Source organism: Olivibacter sp. XZL3, from assembly GCF_004368405.1.
In the GTDB taxonomy this organism is placed as follows: Bacteria; Bacteroidota; Bacteroidia; order Sphingobacteriales; family Sphingobacteriaceae; genus Olivibacter.
In genome coordinates this window covers 224,219-243,927 of sequence record NZ_SBJH01000004.1, presented here as the reverse complement: position 1 = coordinate 243,927, position 19,709 = coordinate 224,219, and the positions used below count along the sequence as shown (strand labels likewise).

Below are 19,709 nucleotides of genomic sequence, written 5' to 3'. Positions count from 1 at the left end.
CGGCGACTGTTTTCTCGGGGTTAAAGATAGCAGTCCTTGTGTTGTGATGGGCAAAAAAACATAAGGAATATACCGGTGATAAACCAATAAGATTCTGCGAACTAACTGTCTGCCATGAGATGCTCTTTTAACAGGGAGGCCCAAACTTGGTAGCCGGCTTCGTTGAGGTGTAATTCGTCTTCCGTAAAGAGCTTTTTATTCGGGCAGCGGTTTGCATCCAGCATAGCGCTATATACGTCGATGTAGCCGCCGCCGATGTCCTGCAGGTGCTGTTTGATCATTTGGTTGGCCTGTTGGATCCGATCGAGAAAGAGCGTGCGTGCCGGACTCGGTTTGATGCTGATCACCGATAAGGCTTTATTGGGAAATCGGCTGCGTATCTGTTGCGTGAGGTGTCGCACATCGCAGCGGATTGTTTCGGGATCTTCCCCATTGGCAATGTCATTATCGCCACCATATAAGACCAGGCGCATTGGGCTTAACGTCGAGAATAGATCGTCAAAATACCGGATACAGTCTTTATACGTAGACCCGCCAAAACCCATATTAATGGTTTCGAGCGGATAAAGATCTGCCTCCATGGTTGTCCATAGGCGGAAGGATGAGCTCCCGTAGAATGCAATGTGTTTCTGCGGGTCAGGTAGCACATTGATGCGTTGCTTAATGACTGCGATTTCCTCTTCCCATTGTGCTGTCTCTTGCTTATTTTCCATATATGTTGGATGTTTTGGTATGATAAAGGGTGGAAGGCATCTTGATTCCTAACAGCTGTTTCGCTTCATCGACTTGTTGTTTGAATGCCAGCCGATACTGATCAACAAAGGACTGTAAACTTTCTTCTTTTTTGAACAGCGCATGTTCGCTGACGCGAAAAGGCGGCAATATGCGGCAATATTTCTTAGCTTCATGGATGCGTTTATCAAAGTGAAGCATAATGATCGGTACGATCATAGGCTCTGGATCTGTTTCGAGCGCCAATTGAAAGGCACCGGGCTTAAAGGCACCGGGGATGCTATCTTCCGTACGATAGGAGGTTCCTTCCGGACTGACAATGATGTTTTGGCCTGCGCGTAAATGCGCCTTTGCCGATTCGAAAAATTGGCTTCTGGCGAGCTGACGTTTCGCCGAATCGGTCACATCGGATTCTTTCGTAAAGACACTGATATAACCTAGTTTCTCATAGTAATCCTGATGCGCAAATTCTTTCGAACGCCCAATCCTAACGGTTCGAATGCCGGGATCACCGTATTTGGCATCTAGTATCATGGCGCTTATAAAATGCGATTCAAGTGTAATCTGAAAGTTATTAGGCAGCGTATAATAAGGGTGGTTGATGAGATGGTTGTAGATGAAAATATGTCCCGGTTTTGCCGGAAGTAATTCCCATCCTTCAATTTGATAAGAAAAAAACGCACACAGTTTCCGGACTGCATCGCTACATGCTTTGCGGATAGCGGCAGCCTCCGTCTGCGGATCTGCATCCACCACCGTTTCGTAAATGTGCTGCAACTGACGCAGATAGGCGGCCTCCTCCCGGTCCTTCACTAGTAAATCCATGCAGATGGAAGCAATGCGGCGTTCGCGGGAGGTACCGCTTTCATTCAATTGTTCGAGTATGTTGAAGGCAAGCTGTTTCGTGCTGCGGTGATTCAGCAAATGCGGAATTTGATGCAACTTGGAGGATATTTTTATCTGCGTTTGGTAGTTCTCGATAAGGTACTGGATGGTGAGCTGATTGGCGTTGAAATAAAAGCTCAAATAACGGATAAAGGCTGCATTGATGTGGTTATCGATGAGCCAATTCAAGCGCTTAAAAAAGCGTAAGCTGAATTTCTGATTCGTTTTGAAAAGTGCTTGAAAAGAGGTTTCAGGTATAAAATACACCGACGATTGTCGGACGGCCTGTGCCGTGCAGATCTCTCGCTCCTGTATAATGTGGGGCCAACCGAAAATAAAACCTTGGGTAGCAATGGGCCATTGAGTCAGTATCTGTGATCCATCCGCGCGATATACCTTAATATACCCTTCAATCAAAATGTAAATACCATCAGAAAACTCATCTTGTGCGAGCACGATGTTGGTTGGGCTGTATTCTCGTCTTATGGCTTGTCCAGCTAGCAGCAAAAGCTCTTGATCATCGAAGAACTCGAAGAAGGGAGATCGCCTCAATAGCTCCATAATGGCCGTGGTGTGCTGTGCAATGGCGTCATAGGTGCTGTTTCGCGGGGCGGGTTCTGTGAACTGGTGCTGCGGTAATACACGCTTTTGATGGAGTAATGCCCGTTGCAAAAGTGAAAACTGGGTTCTACATACATGGCGATGTAAGGCTACATCCTTGATCGTATTTAAAAAAGCACTATGTCCGCTAATGGCCACCCTGAAAAAACTTGCTTTTTCGGAGGCAACTGAAATATTCTTGGTGTGCCGACTGGGCGTGTCCATCCCATTCCATCCAATAGGTAACAGGGCCCCTTCAAAGTCACACACTTCAATTTCGGGATCGTTTTCGTTTAATGCTACAAAAAAGGATACCCTTCCGGCAATGAGCCAGTGGATATACGCTATTTTTTTATGTATATGGCAAACGAGCGTGTCTTTTTTTAACTCGATGACCTCTCCCTCGGGAAATTGCTGTTGTAAGTGCGTTAAGTCAGTCAATTATTTGCTATTAAAGTAGAAATTTACTGATTTTTTTTAAATAAGCAGTGCTTTTTTTGCTTTATGTTCTTGGTGAAGGAAATATCTGGTTAAATAACGCTGGTTGAAAAGAATGGTTTGAAGAGATTTGCTGAAGTGTTCTTTTCGGGCGGGTATAGTATGCCTTTGGGAATGGTGCCCGACTGTGATTGAAAAAGTTTGCGAAAATTGGGAATGAGCTATTGGCATTTTTGGGTGCAAGTGCAGAAGACAGTAGGCAGTGCCTTGCCAGATAATAATCCATGCTATTCCAAAGAATGACTATTTTTTTAACGATGGACACCCGTAATTTTGCTTGTTTACGAATCTTGTGTCATACATCGTTAAACCTAAGAACAATGGAACGAATTCTATTTCCTGCCTTTTTTATGGTCGTTTTTTGTATAGCCACTCCGTTCAGAGGAAATGGCCAGAATAACGATTTAGATATCTTTTTTGATCGCCCTGCTGCACAGTGGGAGGAGACCCTGCCTCTGGGCAATGGACGGCTGGGGATGACGTCCGATGGCGGGATTGAAGAGGAATTGATTGTGCTGAATGATATTACCTTATGGTCTGGAGCTCCACAGGATGCGAATAACTACCGCGCGCATAAACGTTTGCCTGAAATTCGGAAGCTGATCAACGAAGGTAAAAACGATGAAGCGCAGACATTGATAGATAAGGATTTTGTCTGTTTGGGAGCAGGTTCAACGGATGTGCCTTTTGGCTGTTTCCAAATGTTGGGCAACTTACGGCTAAAGCACCGCTATGCTGAAGGTGCAGCAATCGCCGATGCACGCGACTATGAAAGAAGGTTATCATTGGAAAAGGCGGTAGCCACGACAAGCTATATATTAAATGGCGTACAGTATAGCCGTGAGTATTTTACCAGCTTTGCCGGTGATGTGTGCTTGATCAGGTTAAGTGCCGACAAGCCCCACAGTATCCATTTGGAGCTGGCAATCGACCGTCCCGAGCGCGGCCATAGCGAGGTAATAGATGATGTGTTGGCCTTGTCGGGCATCTTGGCGAGCGGTACCGCTGAGGAAGGTATGCGGTACTTGGCGAAAGTAAAGCCTGTGCTGACGGATGGGACGCTCCGTGCCTCTGCTAATAAACTGTTGATCGAAGATGCTTCGGAAGTCGTGATCATCGTGTCAATCGGAACGGATTATAAGGGCGCTGATTATAGAGGCGACGTTGATCGCTTGCTTAATGGAGCCTTGCAGAAAAGCTATATGGCGGAACGTAAGGCGCACACGGAAAGGTATCAGCAATTGTTTAATCGCTTATCAATCAATTTAGGTGAAGGCACCGCTGCGCGTTTCACTACCGATAAGCGCCTAGCTGATTTTTATGCGCATCCTAAAGAAGATCCCGGTTTACCGGCTTTATTCTTTCAATTTGGTCGTTATCTAAGTATCAGCAGCACGCGTGTTGGCTTGCTGCCACCCAACCTGCAGGGCCTGTGGGCAAACCAAATCCAGACCCCTTGGAACGGCGATTACCATCTGGATGTGAATGTGCAAATGAATCATTGGCCTTTAGAAGTAGCTAATCTATCAGAGCTGAATCTGCCTCTGGCGGATTTGGTGAAAGGCCTCGTAAAGCCAGGCGAACGTACAGCTAAAGCATATTACAATGCCGATGGTTGGGTAGCACATGTGATTACCAATATCTGGGGATTTACGGAACCCGGAGAAAGTGCTTCCTGGGGGGCGACTAAAGTCGGATCTGGCTGGTTATGCAATAACCTTTGGGAGCACTATGCCTTTACAAAAGACACCACATATCTGGCAGAAATTTATCCGGTGATGAAAGGGTCTGCCCAGTTTTATAACAGTATGTTGGTGGAAGATCCAAAAACTGGCTTTTTGGTAAGCTCGCCATCTTCTTCACCCGAAAACACGTTCTATCTGCCCAATGGAAAGACTGCAAGCATTTGTGCCGGCCCCACCATTGACAACCAAATAATTCGTGAACTATTTACGAAGGTGATTGAAGCAGCGCAAACCTTGCGGGTTGACACTGCATGGGTGAGCGAACTTCAGCATACATTAAAAAGGATTCCTCCCATCGGTCAAATCGCTTCTGACGGCCGACTGATGGAATGGATGGAAGATTATAAAGAAACGGATCTACAGCATCGCCATATTTCGCATTTATATGGGCTTTATCCGGCTACCCTCATTACACCGATACGAACACCGGAGTTAGCGGAAGCAAGTAAAAAATCGTTGGAGGCGAGGGGAGACGATGGACCGAGTTGGACCATTGCTTATAAATTGTTATTCTGGGCCAGGTTACTTGACGGCGAGCGGTCGTTTAAGCTTTTAAGAGAGTTGCTTAAACCAACGCTTCGCACTGATATTAATTATGGTTCAGGCGGTGGTGTGTATCCGAATATGTGGTCGGCAGGCCCTCCTTTTCAGATTGACGGAAATTTTGGAGCGACTGCGGGTATAGCGGAAATGCTGTTGCAAAGCCACGAGGATTATATTGAGCTTCTTCCCGCGATACCGACGGTTTGGGAGCCTTTCGGGGAGATCAAAGGAATGAAGGCCCGAAACAATATAACCGTCAATATGCGATGGGAAGATGGGAAAGTAAACCATTACGAGTTGCTTTCGCCGGTTAGTCAACAGGTTAAACTCAAAGTAAATGGCGAAATAAAGACGGTTAAAACGCGATTTCCTCATCCAAGCTCTTCCCTTTAGTTTCGGGTACAAAGAAATATAAAAACAGGAAGTACACCAGGCATATACCGGCAAAGACCAAAAATGTCTGGCTGGCAGAAAAGCGATCGATCATGACGGGGAAGGCGTAGGTCAAACTGAAGCAAGCGACCCATAACATGGTGGATGACACTGAAATGGCTAGTTCCCTAACTTTTGTGGGAAAAATCTCGGCAATTAGTACCCAGGTTACAGGAGCCAAGGTGGCGGCGTAAGTAGCGATGAAAGCCAATACCAATAGGCTTAATAAGTACCCGCCAAACAGTTCTTTCATGAAGGCATAAGCGATTAATGCTAATAGACACGCCATCATACCCGCTCCGAATAGCATAAGCTTTTTTCGTCCGATTTTATCTACCAGCTGCATCGCAATTAAGGTGAACGACAGATTGATGCCCCCGATCAATACCTGTTGGAAGAGCTGATCATTCACATTCATGCCCGTTCTTTCAAATATGAGGGGCGCATAAAATAATACGGCATTGGCTCCTGAGATTTGCTGAAAAACAGCAACCAGTATACCTATTATCAATAAAGGAAAGATTCCCTTTTGCAAAAGACTTCCAAAAGCAGGTCTCCGGGATGGATTTTGTTTGTGTCGACTGATCAAAGCGATTTCTTTGGCAGCCTCTTCAGGTGCCAGCAGCGCTTTAAGCACCTCTTCACCCTTTTGCCGGTAACCTTTGGTTAAGAGCCACCGCGGACTTTCGGGAATAAGGAAAACGCCCATGAAAAATAAAATCGCCGGGGCCGCGCCACTGGCGAACATCCAGCGCCAGTTGCTCGCTATAGGTGCCAGAAAATAATTGGAAAGGTAAGCCAGTAAGATACCGATTACAATGGCAAGCTGATTGATGGATACCATTTTGCCCCGCATTGCTGCAGGGCTGACTTCGGCAATATATAAGGGTGAGAGGACCGACGCCCCGCCGACGCCTATGCCGGCCACAATACGCCAAAGGGTTAATGATGAGGCGCTTGTTGCCAAGCCCATCATAAGAGAAGAGAAGGCAAACAGCAGTGCGGCGCCTATCAACGGTCTTTTTCTGCCTATTCGTTCGCTTATCCATCCGGTAAACAGCGCCCCAAGCATACAGCCAATATAAAGGCTGCTGGCTATCCAGCCAAGCGAGGCGGCGTCTAATTTAAAATAAGGTTGAATAAAGGGGATGGTGCCCGAAAAAATGGCGATATCAAAGCCAAATAGGAGTCCACCAAGCGCTGCAACCAAACTGATTAACACGGTGTGACGATAAGAATTGTTCATGATGAATAAGGTCTATTTTCGAATAGGCTAAGCTAGTAATTCCTGCCTCTTCAAAAATGGAATAAAATAGGTTTAGCATGGATTTTCTTATGGTTCATCCGTTTTATTTTGTGGAGATAACGACCACCTACTACGATAGTTTTTAGGCGATATACCCATGTGCGCTCGAAAAAGGCGCGAAAAATAATAGGGATCGTTAATCCCAATAGCCAATGCTATTTCGAAAATACGTTGGTTCGTGAATTGCAATAGCTGGCAGGCTTTCTGAATTTTGAGGTGGTTGAAATATTCAATCGGCGAATAGCCGGTCTTTTTATGGAAAATGCTCGAAAAGTGGGAAACCGATAGGTGGACATGTTCGGCTATGTCTTTGAGCGTAGTCGGTGTCGAAATGCGACTTTTAAGAAAACCGATGGCCTGTTCGGTAAGGTCTTCGGCCTGTTCATCGAGGTGATGATTGAAACGTTCATTTAATAGATAACCACTTAAGTAGTAAGGAAAGCTTAAGGCAATAAATTCCATGTTTTCTCTGCTGTAGCCCTGCTGAAGTGTATTGTAAATTTTGTTAAATAAAAAAAGATGTTTTTCATTGTACATGATGCTGTTTTTTCGAGAAAGCATTTTATCATATAATCGTTCACAGATAACACCGGCTTGCTGGCCTTGAAAATGAACCCAATAAATCGTCCATGGATAATCGGGATCTGCTCGGTATAGGTGTCTTTTGCCCGCAGGAATTATTAAATAATCGTTAGGCGCCACGATTATTTCATGGCCATCAACTTGCGCCGTACCTTTTCCTTCTATACAGTGGATCAGGATATGTTCGTCTGCCCCCGATGGTCGATCCCGATAATGATACCTCGCTTTCGGATAAAAGCCAATATCAGTAACGTAAAATGCTTCCGTAAGCAATTGGCTCCGGTATTGTTCAATAATCTTCGGCGGAAGAATGATGGCCCGTTCCCCTTCAAAACCCTCTTTTTTCTTAATCATACTGGTTAGTTTGGTGCCAATATAGGAAAATAATCCATTGTTTAAAATGATTTCTCCATTTTGACGGCTAGAACAAAAGCTATTTTTGCTTTGTAAACCTTTAAAGACTTATGCATACATCAGAAGTAACTATTTGGACTGAAGCAATCAATATACCCACTTATCCGATTGGAAAACCGGAAAAAAATCCAATGTTTCTTGAAAAAAGGGTATATCAGGGAAGTAGTGGTGTAGTTTACCCGCATCCGGTCATAGAAAAGATTTTTGATCAGAAGGAAGATCGGATATACAAGGCGGTATTTATAGAAAACAGTTTCCTGAAGATTATGATTCTGCCGGAGTTGGGAGGAAGGGTGCAGATGGCTTATGATAAAGTCAAAAAACGACATTTTGTCTATTATAATCAGGTCATAAAACCGGCTTTGGTTGGTTTAACAGGTCCATGGATATCGGGAGGCATTGAATTTAACTGGCCGCAACACCATCGTCCAAGTACCTACCTCCCGGTGGAATATCACATCGAAGAGCGTCCTGATGGAGCGAAGACGGTATGGGTAAATGAGGTTGAAATCATGTTCCGAACCAAGGGAATGGCGGGTTTTACCTTGTATCCTGACAAAGCTTATTTGGAAATAACTGCACGGTTATCCAACAGAACTTTCTTTCCGCAAACCTTTTTATGGTGGGCAAATCCTGCGGTGAAGGTAAACGAGCATTATCAATCTGTTTTTCCGCCCGACGTGCATGCGGTATTCGACCATGGAAAGCGCGATGTATCTTCCTTTCCGATTGCCAAGGGTACTTATTATAAAATGGATTATTCTCCGGGAACAGATATCTCGCGCTATAAGAACATTCCGGTGCCTACCTCTTTTATGGCGGTAGGATCGCAATATGATTTCATGGGAGGCTATGAGCATGATAGCGAGGCCGGTATGTTACATGTAGCCAATCATTATACGGTACCTGGAAAAAAGCAGTGGACTTGGGGGAATGGCGATTTCGGACAGGCTTGGGATCGCAATCTCACCGATGAAGATGGACCTTATATTGAATTGATGACGGGAGCATATACTGATAATCAACCGGATTTTTCTTGGTTGCAGCCCAACGAAAATAAGTCGTTCGTGCAATATTTTATGCCCTATAGTAAAATCGGGGTGGTGAAAAACGCAAACAAAGACGTTGCCGTTCACTTGGATCTGCGAGATGAACAGCTTTTAAGTATGGGAATCTATGCCACCGGTATTTTTGAAGATGCCACGATCGAACTGACGAAAGGCGGACAGACTTACTATAAGAAAAGCTTGACATTGTCGCCCACCTCGGTTTTCTTACATGAAATGCCGAACGCTGCGAACGCCCGTTTACATGAGTATGTGCTCTCCGTTTGGGATAGAGAGGGTCGTTTACTAATCGATTATCAGCCTCAGGAGCTACAGGAAAAAGAACTGCCGCCACCCGCTACACCGGCGCCACTACCACAGGAAATAGCGAGTACCGAAGAGCTTTACCTTCACGGTTTACACCTGGAACAATATCGCCATGCTACTTTTGATCCGACTGCCTATTATCGGGAAGCGCTGAAAAGGGACAAAGGCGATATCCGAAACAATAATGCCTTGGGTTTGTGGTGGTTGAGAAGAGGTGTTTTCGATCAGGCAGAAACGCATTTCCGAAGCGCTTTGGAGCGCCTTTTTATGCGTAATACCAATCCATATGATAGCGAAGTGCTGTATAATTTAGGATTGACCCTTAAGCTAAAAGGGCTTGTAAAAGAGGCCTACGAATACTTTTATAAAGCGGTTTGGAGCGCCGCATGGAAAGACAGTGCCTATTTGATGTTGGCCCGGATTGATGTGCTGCGCAGCCAGTATGCATTAGCATTGGAGCACATCAACGCCTCCTTGACACGTAATGCGCAAAGCGGGCAAGCGTTGCACCTCAAGCTGATTATCCTGCGCAAGTTGGGGTGGTACCGGGATGGTTTATTACTGGCCGAGGAAATTTTGTTCGACGATGCCTTCAATTATGGTGCTCAGTTCGAAAGATACCTAATGAACTTGGAACTGGCCGAGCAGCTTATTGCAGAAAACAACAAGAATTATTTACTTTCCTTCATTCAAGATAAGGTGGCTACCGGTATTGAATACGCTTTGGACTATGTGGAGGCTGGTTGTTATCAGGAAGCTAGCGTTTTGCTGAATTTTTTAAAGGATGAATGCAATGGAAATATTACGCCCTTGCTTTACTATCATTTGGGGTATATCGCTGACCTTGCGGGTCAGCGGGAAGAAGCCGATAAATATTTTCATATAGCCAATAGCTGTTCGCCGGATTATTGTTTTCCGAATCGGATCGAGGATATGTTGGCCTTGCAGCAGGCCGTACAGCGTCGCCCTTCGGACGCGAGAGCCTACTATTATGTTGGGAATTATTGGTATGATAAACGAGTGCATCAGCGTGCTATTGAGGCTTGGGAGACTGCGGCATCCTTGGATCCTACATTCCCAACCGTTAAACGTAACCTAGCGCTGGCCTACTATAATCAACAAAAGGATTTTGCAAAAGCGATGCGGACCATGGAAGAAGCCTTTTACTTGGATAAATCAGACGCCCGGGTGCTCATGGAGCTAGATCAACTCTATAAGTTGCAGCAGGTGACGCCTGAAACAAGGTTGGCGCTGCTCAATCAATATCCTGATTTGCTGGCTGAGCGGGATGATCTCTATCTCGAAAAAATCACTTTATTGAATCTACAAGGCAGCTTCGCCGAAGCTTTTGATCTTCTCGCACGGCATAAGTTTCATCCCTGGGAAGGAGGCGAGGGGAAGGTTACCAATCAGTATTTATTGGCCGGACAGGAATTGGCAAAAGAGTCCTTGATGCAAGCGGATTATTTAAGAGCCTTGCACTTGCTTCACGCTTTGGAGAGCTATCCGCATCATTTGGGAGAAGGGAAACTGCCGAATGCTCCGGAGAATGATATCCATTATCTATTGGGCCTCACCTATGAACGAATGGGAAATAGCGGCAAAGCCAAGCATTATTTTGAGTTAGCAACTCAAGGTGATTCGGAACCTGTGCAGGCCATTTTTTATAATGATCCGCAGCCCGACAAGATTTTTTATCAAGGTTTGGCTTGGTCAAAGCTCAGGCAACCCGCACGGGCCGGGCAAATATTCCAGCGCTTATACGATTTTGGTTTCGCCCATATGGAAGATGTGATCCACATTGATTATATGGCGGTGTCTTTACCAGATTTATTGGTTTTCGATCAAGACTTATCATGGAAAAATCGGATCCATTGCCACTATATGGTCGGCTTAGCAGCATTGGGTTTTGGCCGGTACGAGGAAGCTGTTGATCGCTTGAACGAAGTATTGGCATTCAATAACAGCCATTTGGGGGCTTTTGTGCATCTTCGGATGATCCCTTTTTTACAAGAGCTTGAAATTCAGTTATGAGTGGAATTAAGCAATACGTACTAGTAAACAGAAGAGGCATGCGCGTGGCCGTCAGTAATTTTGGGGCTACCATCACTGGCATAAACGTGGCGGACAGGAGCGGTCATTTTGCAAACGTGGTGTTATCTTATCCCAACCTGGAAGATTACAGGCAGGACAACCATTATATTGGCGCCACCCTTGGTCGATACGCCAATCGCATAAAAAACGGTCGATTTAACTTGCAGGGTAAGGAAATTCAGTTAGCTGTCAACGAGCATGATGGCCATAACCATCTGCATGGTGGCTTTTCTGGATTTAATCGAAAATTGTGGCAGGTACTGGAATATTCTAAGCAACGCGTTACATTACAATATAGTAGCCCAGCGAATGAGGAAGGGTTCCCCGGAACGCTTTCCGTCAACCTGGTTTATGCACTTGGAGAGGAGGATGAATTGTGGATCACTTATCAAGCTACCTCCCAGGCGGCTACCATTGTCAATCTTTCCAATCATAGTTATTTTAATTTAGCGGCCAAGGGTACGGCCGGTGAGCATTCTTTACAGATTTACGCCGATCAATATACGCCTATGGACACGCATTTCATCCCTACAGGAGAAATCCGCTCGGTGGAAAACACTTTGTTTGATCTCCGAAAAGAGGCATTGGTGAAGGAAGTGATGGAAGAAGTGGTTACCGTGAATTATGCTTTTGGATCTCTGCAGGAGCTGCGTTTGATGGCTAAATTAAGGGAGCAGAAGAGTGGCCGGCAGCTCGAAATAAGTGGGACGCAGCCGGGTATGCAAGTGTATTTCGGTAATTTTCTGGCTGGCGCCTTTCAACCTTTTCAGGGCATATGCCTAGAGCCACAACATTATCCGGACGCTCCCAACCAGCCGGCTTTTCCTTCAACGGTATTAAACCCAAATGAATTATATGAACAACAGATCTGTTACCGCTTCACCAATTTTTAAGGGGCAGCCATGATTTTTTACTATTTTGGCGATCTGTAAAACCATTTAAGCGGTCTCCATAAATGAATTAACCAATGAAACTATTAAATGTAAACCGGAAATTTTACCAACCTATAATGATGAAGGCTTTCATGCTATTATTCGTTATCACCTTTGGATGTACATCGCTGTATGCACAGCAACAGGAGTTGAAACTGAAGACGGAGGCGCAGATCGTTCTGGAAACCCAACATCAGGCATTGGTGTTGCAAGTGGAGGAGAACAAGGATTTCAATATGTCTTATTTAGGGCCAAAACTTCGTGACCAACAAGAATACAAATTGTTGCGAGGTATGTATAAACAAACGGGAGACTATACCGGCATGTATGCTGCAGCTTACACCGGATCGGGGGCGCGCAATTTATTGGAGCCGGCGATCAGCGTGATCCATGCGGATGGTAATCAATCCCTCGATTTGAAGTATGTGCGGCACGAACAGCGGCCTATAGACAAGAACATTACCGAATTACAAGTAGATTTAAAAGACGCGGTGTATCCATTTGAAGTAAGTCTGTATTATCGCATGTATTCGGCAGAAGACCTTATTGAGCAATGGGCGGTTATCCGGCACCAAGAGAAGGGGCGGGTGGAACTTACGAAATATGCCTCTGCGAATTTAAGTTTGAAGGCGGACGATTTTTGGTTAAGGCACTATCACGGCGATTGGATCACCGAAATGCAAGCTGAAGAAACGAAGCTTACCCATGGCATAAAGACGATCGATAGCAAATTGGGCACACGGGCCAACCTGTTTCAGCCTTCTGCTTTCATGCTCTCTATAGGACGACCATCTAGCGAAAATGAGGGCACTGTCTTACTGGGCGGACTCGAATGGAGCGGTAACTTTAAGATCGACTTTGAACTTGATCCACAGGATAATTTACGCATACTGGCGGGCATGAATAATTATGCCAGCACCTATGTGCTGAAAGCCCAAGAGGACTTCATTACTCCCAAGTTCTTATATACCCTTTCGAATGAGGGGATGGGGAAAGCGAGTAGAAACTTACATAATTGGGCGCGGAACTATAAATTGCTGGACGGCCAGGGCGATCGATTGACACTGTTGAATAATTGGGAGGCAACCTATTTTGATTTTAACGAGCATAAGCTGTTCGCACTATTGAAAGATACCAAAAAATTGGGCGTTGATCTCTTTTTATTGGACGATGGCTGGTTTGGCAATAAATACCCGCGCAATGCCGATACATCCGCTTTGGGTGATTGGGAAGAGAATAAAGAAAAACTGCCCAATGGATTAATTTCCTTAGTAAGGGAAGCGTCGCGTAATGAAGTGAAATTTGGTATTTGGGTGGAACCTGAAATGGTTAGTCCTAAAAGCGAATTATACGAAAAGCATCCAAATTGGGTAGTAAAGCAGGCCGATCGTCCGGAGTATTATTTCCGGAACCAATTAGTGCTGGATTTGTCAAATCCTGAAGTACAGGACGTCGTCTTTAAAACGCTTGATGACCTCTTTGTAAAGAATCCCGGATTGGCCTATGTGAAATGGGATTGCAATGCCGTGATTTACAATGCACATTCGCCTTATTTAAAAGAACAGGGTAATTTTTATGTCGATTATGTGCGTGGCTTGTATAAAGTGTTAGCGAAGTTCCGTAAAAAATACCCGAAGGTCCCCATGATGCTTTGTTCAGGCGGAGGCGGTCGGGTTGATTATGGCTCACTCGCCTATTTTACCGAATATTGGCCGAGCGATAATACGGATCCGCTTGAGCGGATATTTATGCAATATGAGTACTCTTACTTCTATCCCGCTATCGCTAGTGCCAACCACGTAACAGACTGGGGAAAGCAATCCATGAAGTTTAAGGTCGATGTCGCGATGATGGGTAAATTGGGGTTCGATATTGTTGTGAGCGAATTGCCTGAAGAAGAGTTAGCATTTTGCCAGGAAGCGATAAAAAACTATAACCAGCTGAAGCCTATTATCTGGCGGGGCGACCAATATCGCCTGGCAGATCCAAAATCCGAAGATTACGCGTCTATTTGCTATGTGAACGAAGATAAAAGCGAAGGGGTGATGTTCAATTACCAAGTAAACTATCGGCAGAATAAAGGTTCCCTGATGCCTATTAAATTGCAAGGTTTAGATCCCCAGAAACAATACCGTTTAGAAGAAATCAATTTATACGGTCAAAAACAGTCGCCCATCAATAGTCAAGCGGTATACTCCGGCGATTTCCTCATGAAAGTCGGATTTAATCCGCAGTTAAGTACTAACCGAACCAGCGTTGTTCTGAAAATATCGGAAAGTAGGTAATAGTACTTAATTATACAGATTAGTACCCCGATAAGGAATGAACAGTTTTTCATTCCTTATCGGGATTATCTTTTTATTATAGCTTAATTTCGTCTGTAATCATTTAAAAATCAATTTTGCTGCGTTTTGACAATCGCCAGTCTGTGTACTTATTAAGCGTCTCAAGCCGCGCAATATTCGTACAATAATCCATCTTTTTATAATATTCGTCCATTTTTTGCAGCTAGGCTATGCCCTAATTTTGTTCTCGTACCGGGTACTTAACTAATAATAAGCTTAACTGATTTCATAACCTTTAAACCATAAATTAATGATGAATTCTTGTTCTGTTAAGACCGTGAGGTGTTTTTTCATTGTCTTGATCAGCCATTTGCTTTTGATGACAAATGTGTGTGCCCAAGAAACGATAACGGTTACGGGAACCGTTCGGGATAGTGCGGGGACGGCCATTTCGGGAGCTTCTATACGCGTGAAAGATGCGGCGAATCTAGGAACCACTACGAACGAACAGGGGAGATACGTGATTGATGTTCTTGAAAACGCTATTTTTCAAGTGTCTTACGTTGGCTATCTCCCTCGTGAAATTTTTGTTAACGGGGCTACCACTTTGAATATCACCTTACAGCCTGAGGAGGGTAGTTTGGAGGAGGTGGTGGTAGTAGGATTTGGTGTGCAACGGAAGATTTCCAGTATTGGCGCACAGTCTACCGTAAGGCCTACGGAGTTAAAAACGCCGGTGCGGAACCTGTCGACTGTGCTAGCGGGACGTTTATCGGGTATTGTAGGCGTACAACGAAGCGGAGAACCAGGTTATGATAACGCTAATTTATGGATTCGAGGTCGGTCGAGTTTGGGCTCCAGTAATCCTTTGGTATTGGTAGACGGCGTGGAACGACCGATGGAAGACGTTGATCCGGAAGATATCGAAAGCTTTTCTATTTTGAAAGACGCCTCAGCAACGGCAGTTTATGGCGTGCGTGGCGCCAACGGCGTAGTGCTCATTAATACACGAAAAGGAAAAGTGCAAAAAACCAATGTGGTGATCGGCTATAACGAGGGCGCCACTCAATTGACAAAAATTCCGGAATTAGTTGACGCACCTATGTTCATGCAGTTGGCAAATGAAGCGAACACCACCCGAGGCCGGAATCCGATTTATAGCGAAAACGCTATTCGGCAAACAAGGAATGGCACCGACCCTGATATTTATCCGAATGTAAATTGGAATGAGGCCTTATTCAATGACTTTGGTAGAAATAGACGGCTAAATATAAATCTGACAGGTGGTAGTGAACGCGCGAATTTCTATGTTTCCGGTGCATACTACAGTGAGGTAGGCTTGCTTAAGAGAGATGAATTGGAAAATTACGACTCGCGCATTGGGGTCGATCGCTATAACTTTACCAGTAACGTTGCCTTACAGGCTACCGGGACAACAAAGGTAGACGTCGGCGTGCAGGGCTATATTTTGGATGGAACCTATCCCGGTTATGGAACCAATGAAATTTTTTCCAAAAGCATGGAAACGCCACCCAATTTGTTTCCTTTAGTGTACTCGAATGGTTACTTGGCTGATTTAAGAGGAGGGAATGGTTATTTAATGCTTACCCAATCCGGTTATAACAGCCGTACCCGGAATCGGGTAAACTCCAATATCCGAGTTACACAGGATTTTAGTTTTATCACCTCCGGTCTGTCTGCTTATGGGATGTTTGCTTTTGACTACTACAACCAAAATGCCGCGCTGAGAAGAAAAAATCCCGACACTTATTATGCTACAGGACGGGATGAGCAGGGAAACTTGACCTTTGATCAAACACGGGTGGGAAGCAACTATCTCGGCTTTTCACGTGGTGAGCTGGAGAATAACCGACGTTTTTATACGGAAGCCGCCGTTAATTATAACCGCAGTTTTGGCGATCATAATGTAACGGGTATGATTTTGTTTAACCAAAGCGATTACGTCGACAGCCAATCAGGTGATTTGATTAACTCGCTTCCTTTTCGTTATCGGGGGATCGCTGGAAGAACGACTTACGACTACGCTAATCGGTATTTGGTAGAGTTGAATTTTGGTTATAACGGGTCCGAGAATTTCTTGCCAAGTAATCGTTACGGCTTTTTTCCTTCTCTAGGCTTGGGCTGGGTGTTTTCGGAAGAACCTTTCTTTGAGTCGTTGAAAAGTGCTATACCGCTGGGGAAGATCCGTTTCTCCAGAGGAACGGTGGGAAACGCAGATATTGGTGGTAGGCGTTTTGCTTATGTTGCCACTGTTGGAGGAGGAGCCGGTGGCTATACTTTTGGCGAACAATATGGTAATAGCATAGGCGGTATTGATATAGACGAATACGCAGTAGATGTAACCTGGGAGAAGGCGCTGAAGACCAATCTGGGGATCGACCTAAACGTCTTAAAAGGCGATTTGAATGTGCAGTTTGATCTTTTCCATGAAAGGCGTGAAGGCTCTTTCTTAAGACGGTCGGCAATTCCTTATTATTTTGGTTTGTACAACAATCCCTATGGTAATTTAGGGATAACGGAGAATAGAGGTTTGGATGCTTCCATGACTTACAACGGGAAGCTTTCACAAGATTTTACGGTGAATATTCAGGGTACAGTAACCTTTAATCGCAACAAAGTGATTGAAGACGATCTACCACCTTGGAACTATCCTTGGCGGGAACGGAAAGGGCAGCGCATTGGTCAGCGTTTTGGATTAATTGCTGAAGGGCTCTTTACGTCAGCGGAGGAAATTGCCGGCTCAGCTACCCAGATCGGGAATACAATGCCGGGAGACATTAAATACCGGGACCTTAACAACGATGGGCTGATCGATGCCAATGATGAAGCGCCGATAGGCTATGGATCTATCCCGGAATTGGTTTACGGCTTGCGTTTAGGCTTTAGTTACAAACGTTTTTCCTTTGCCGCTTTTTTTCAGGGTACGGGCAATGTAGACATCGTAACCAATGGACAAGGATTTACACCTTTTACACAAGGCGTTTCCAGCGGTAATCTATTAACCGCTATTGAAGATCGTTGGACGGAGGATAGTCCGGTGTCAGATCCGCTATATCCCAGACTGACCTTTGGGGATGAAAACATGAATTACCGTACTAGCTCTTGGTGGATTCAGGATATGAGCTTCTTACGGTTGAAAACCTTGGACATCGGTTATACGCTAAATGAAAACTTCAGCAAGCGCTTAGGGCTAAAGAATGCCACCGTTTTTTTTCAGGGTTTTAATCTGTTGACATTCAGTAAATTCGATCTATGGGATGTAGAGATCGAAAATGGGAATGGAACCACTTACCCGCAATTAAAAACCTATAGCTTAGGAGTGCAAGTCAATTTTTAACATCGACTAATAAAACCATATGATACGCTTAATAGAATATAAATATCTCTTTCTGACGCTTCTTTTTGGTGGCGTATGTATAAGTGCCTGTCAGCAAGACTTTTTTGATCAGGTACCGGATGATCGCATAACCATTGAAGAAGTATTTAAACGGAGGTACGAATCGGAGCAATATTTGGCTAATATCTATGCCAATATCCGTACCGAAGGCAACCAGGCATCGGGTAGCCCTTGGGTAGGTGCGGCTGATGAAGCGGATATGACCTATAACTGGGATGGGCACGCATCCCACTTTATGAATATCGGTATGTGGGATGCCAATTCAAATCTCGCAGAGTTTTGGTCGGGCTATTACCGCGGCATCCGTTCTGCTACTTATTTTATTGAACATATTGGGGAGAACGAGGAGATTCTCCGTTTACCCAATGGGCAGCAGCTCATCCAGCAATATGCTGCCGAAGCCCGTTTTTTACGAGCCTGGTTCTATTTCTGCATCTTGCGGCAATACGGGCCCATGGTGATCGTACGGGATATTATTCCACCGGATATCCCGATGGAGGAAGCACAATTGGAACGGAGTCCTTACGATGAGTGCGTGGCTTATATTGCGAGCGAGTTTGATGAAGCGGCAAGCGTATTGCCCTTGAGACATGCCAATGCGGCCGCTGATTTGGGAAGGGCAACCAGCGCCATGTGTTTGGCGGCGAAAGCGCGGTTACTTTTATATGCAGCCAGCCCGCTTAATAATGGCAACACAGATTTTGCCAATTTTACTAATCAGGACGGAACGGTATTGTATAACCAGTCCTACGATATAGAAAAATGGCGATTAGCGGCGGAAGCCGCTAAAGCAGTAATCGACCTGAATGCCTTCGATCTCTATAGAGAGTACAACGCGGACGGTTCGTTAAATCCCATGTTATCTTACCAAAATGCTTTTATTGTGCCATTCAATGTAGAGCAGATATTTATGCGGCCTGATTGGAACTACGGCGAATGGGATGTAATGAATACCCCTCGCTTTGCCGGCGGATGGTCGGCCATGGGGGCAACGCAGCAACAGGTAGATGCCTACTTTATGGCGAATGGAAAATCAATAGACGAAGCGGGGTCGGGTTATGTAGAAAGTGGCTTTTCCGACGAAGCGGACGCTTATACCTTAGCGGGGACCTATAATATGTTCGTGAACCGCGAACCACGCTTTTATGCCTCGATCGTATACAGCGGATCCTTGTGGATCAACCGAGAAGAGGGCGACCGGGTAATTGAGATGCATCGGTACGGTAATAACGGTATGGAGGGTCAATACAATTACTCGAAAACGGGTTATATGGTACGGAAGTTCGTACATCCAAACGCAAATCCACGTATCGGTAGAGAGGTTAGAAGGCCCTATGTGATGATTCGTCTGGGAGAAGTATACCTCAATTATGTAGAAGCGCTGAACGAATATGATCCCGGTAATCCGGATATTTTAAGGTACCTGAACCTCATCAGGGAACGGGCCGGTATTCCAGGCATTGAACCCGGGTTAGGCCAAGAGGTAATGCGTGAAAAGATTAGGAGGGAAAGACGTGTGGAACTGGCTTTTGAAACGCTGCGTTACTTTGATACCAGACGGTGGAAAATATCGATGGAAACTGATAGAGGACCTTTTTATGGCTTGAACGTTGCAGCGGGAAATAGTCTGATGGATATCGAGTTTTATCAACGCACCGCATTTGAGAGCCGGGTCTTTCATCCCAATTACTACTTGTTTCCCATACCGCAAAGTGAAATCGACAGGGCACGGTTACTTGTGCAAAATCCGGGCTGGTAATAAATCGAATATCGTGCAGTAAAAGAATGGGTATTCATAAGATTATCCATCCTTTTATTATGTTAGTCCATTTTCAATGGCAGGCAGCCGACCTAAATTTACCCTTATTAT

At 45.0% G+C, this 19,709-nt stretch carries 10 protein-coding genes; 6 read left to right on the top strand and 4 right to left on the bottom strand.

Annotated elements, in window-relative coordinates; genetic code table 11:
• Positions 1 to 101 precede the first annotated feature (101 nt).
• Both EPX21_RS01745 and EPX21_RS01740 read right to left on the bottom strand, forming a co-directional pair.
• The gene (locus EPX21_RS01745; protein WP_134087952.1) at positions 102 to 713 is read right to left on the bottom strand and encodes a GDSL-type esterase/lipase family protein; all 612 of its coding nucleotides are present in this window, start codon (positions 711 to 713) and stop codon (positions 102 to 104) included.
• Complete coding sequence (locus EPX21_RS01740) at positions 703 to 2,658, bottom strand: cyclic nucleotide-binding domain-containing protein (RefSeq protein WP_134087951.1); 1,956 nt, start codon at positions 2,656 to 2,658, stop codon at positions 703 to 705. Before EPX21_RS01740 ends, EPX21_RS01745 begins: the two co-directional genes overlap by 11 nt.
• A gap of 377 nt (positions 2,659 to 3,035) precedes the next feature.
• Between EPX21_RS01740 and EPX21_RS01730 the strand changes: the two genes are divergently transcribed.
• The gene (locus EPX21_RS01730) at positions 3,036 to 5,396 is read left to right on the top strand and encodes a glycoside hydrolase N-terminal domain-containing protein (RefSeq protein WP_240768467.1); all 2,361 of its coding nucleotides are present in this window, start codon (positions 3,036 to 3,038) and stop codon (positions 5,394 to 5,396) included.
• On the opposite strand, the gene EPX21_RS01725 is transcribed toward EPX21_RS01730, so the two are convergent.
• Both EPX21_RS01725 and EPX21_RS01720 read right to left on the bottom strand, forming a co-directional pair.
• Positions 5,359 to 6,681 (bottom strand): sugar porter family MFS transporter, encoded by a 1,323-nt coding sequence (locus EPX21_RS01725; protein WP_134087950.1) that lies wholly within the window; start codon positions 6,679 to 6,681, stop codon positions 5,359 to 5,361. The genes EPX21_RS01730 and EPX21_RS01725 overlap by 38 nt on opposite strands.
• Before the next feature lie 87 nt (positions 6,682 to 6,768).
• On the bottom strand, positions 6,769 to 7,677 hold the full coding sequence (locus tag EPX21_RS01720) for an AraC family transcriptional regulator (RefSeq protein ID WP_134087949.1): 909 nt from the start codon (positions 7,675 to 7,677) through the stop codon (positions 6,769 to 6,771).
• A 110-nt stretch (positions 7,678 to 7,787) separates the two neighbouring features.
• On the opposite strand from EPX21_RS01720, the gene EPX21_RS01715 reads away from it, so the two are divergent.
• From EPX21_RS01715 to EPX21_RS01695, 5 genes are all read left to right on the top strand, one after another.
• Positions 7,788 to 11,144, top strand: coding sequence for a DUF5107 domain-containing protein (locus EPX21_RS01715; protein ID WP_134087948.1), 3,357 nt, complete (start codon positions 7,788 to 7,790; stop codon positions 11,142 to 11,144).
• Positions 11,141 to 12,097 (top strand): aldose epimerase family protein, encoded by a 957-nt coding sequence (locus EPX21_RS01710; protein ID WP_134087947.1) that lies wholly within the window; start codon positions 11,141 to 11,143, stop codon positions 12,095 to 12,097. The genes EPX21_RS01715 and EPX21_RS01710 overlap by 4 nt, the downstream gene beginning before the upstream one ends.
• A gap of 74 nt (positions 12,098 to 12,171) precedes the next feature.
• Positions 12,172 to 14,421, top strand: a complete 2,250-nt coding sequence (locus EPX21_RS01705; RefSeq protein ID WP_240768465.1) for an alpha-galactosidase — start codon at positions 12,172 to 12,174, stop codon at positions 14,419 to 14,421.
• 310 nt (positions 14,422 to 14,731) lie between these two features.
• Positions 14,732 to 17,779: a TonB-dependent receptor gene (locus EPX21_RS01700; RefSeq protein WP_134087945.1), complete on the top strand. Its 3,048-nt coding sequence runs from the start codon at positions 14,732 to 14,734 to the stop codon at positions 17,777 to 17,779.
• Positions 17,780 to 17,798: 19 nt separating this feature from the next.
• Positions 17,799 to 19,598: a RagB/SusD family nutrient uptake outer membrane protein gene (locus EPX21_RS01695; protein ID WP_134087944.1), complete on the top strand. Its 1,800-nt coding sequence runs from the start codon at positions 17,799 to 17,801 to the stop codon at positions 19,596 to 19,598.
• The last annotated feature ends 111 nt before the right edge of the window (positions 19,599 to 19,709 follow it).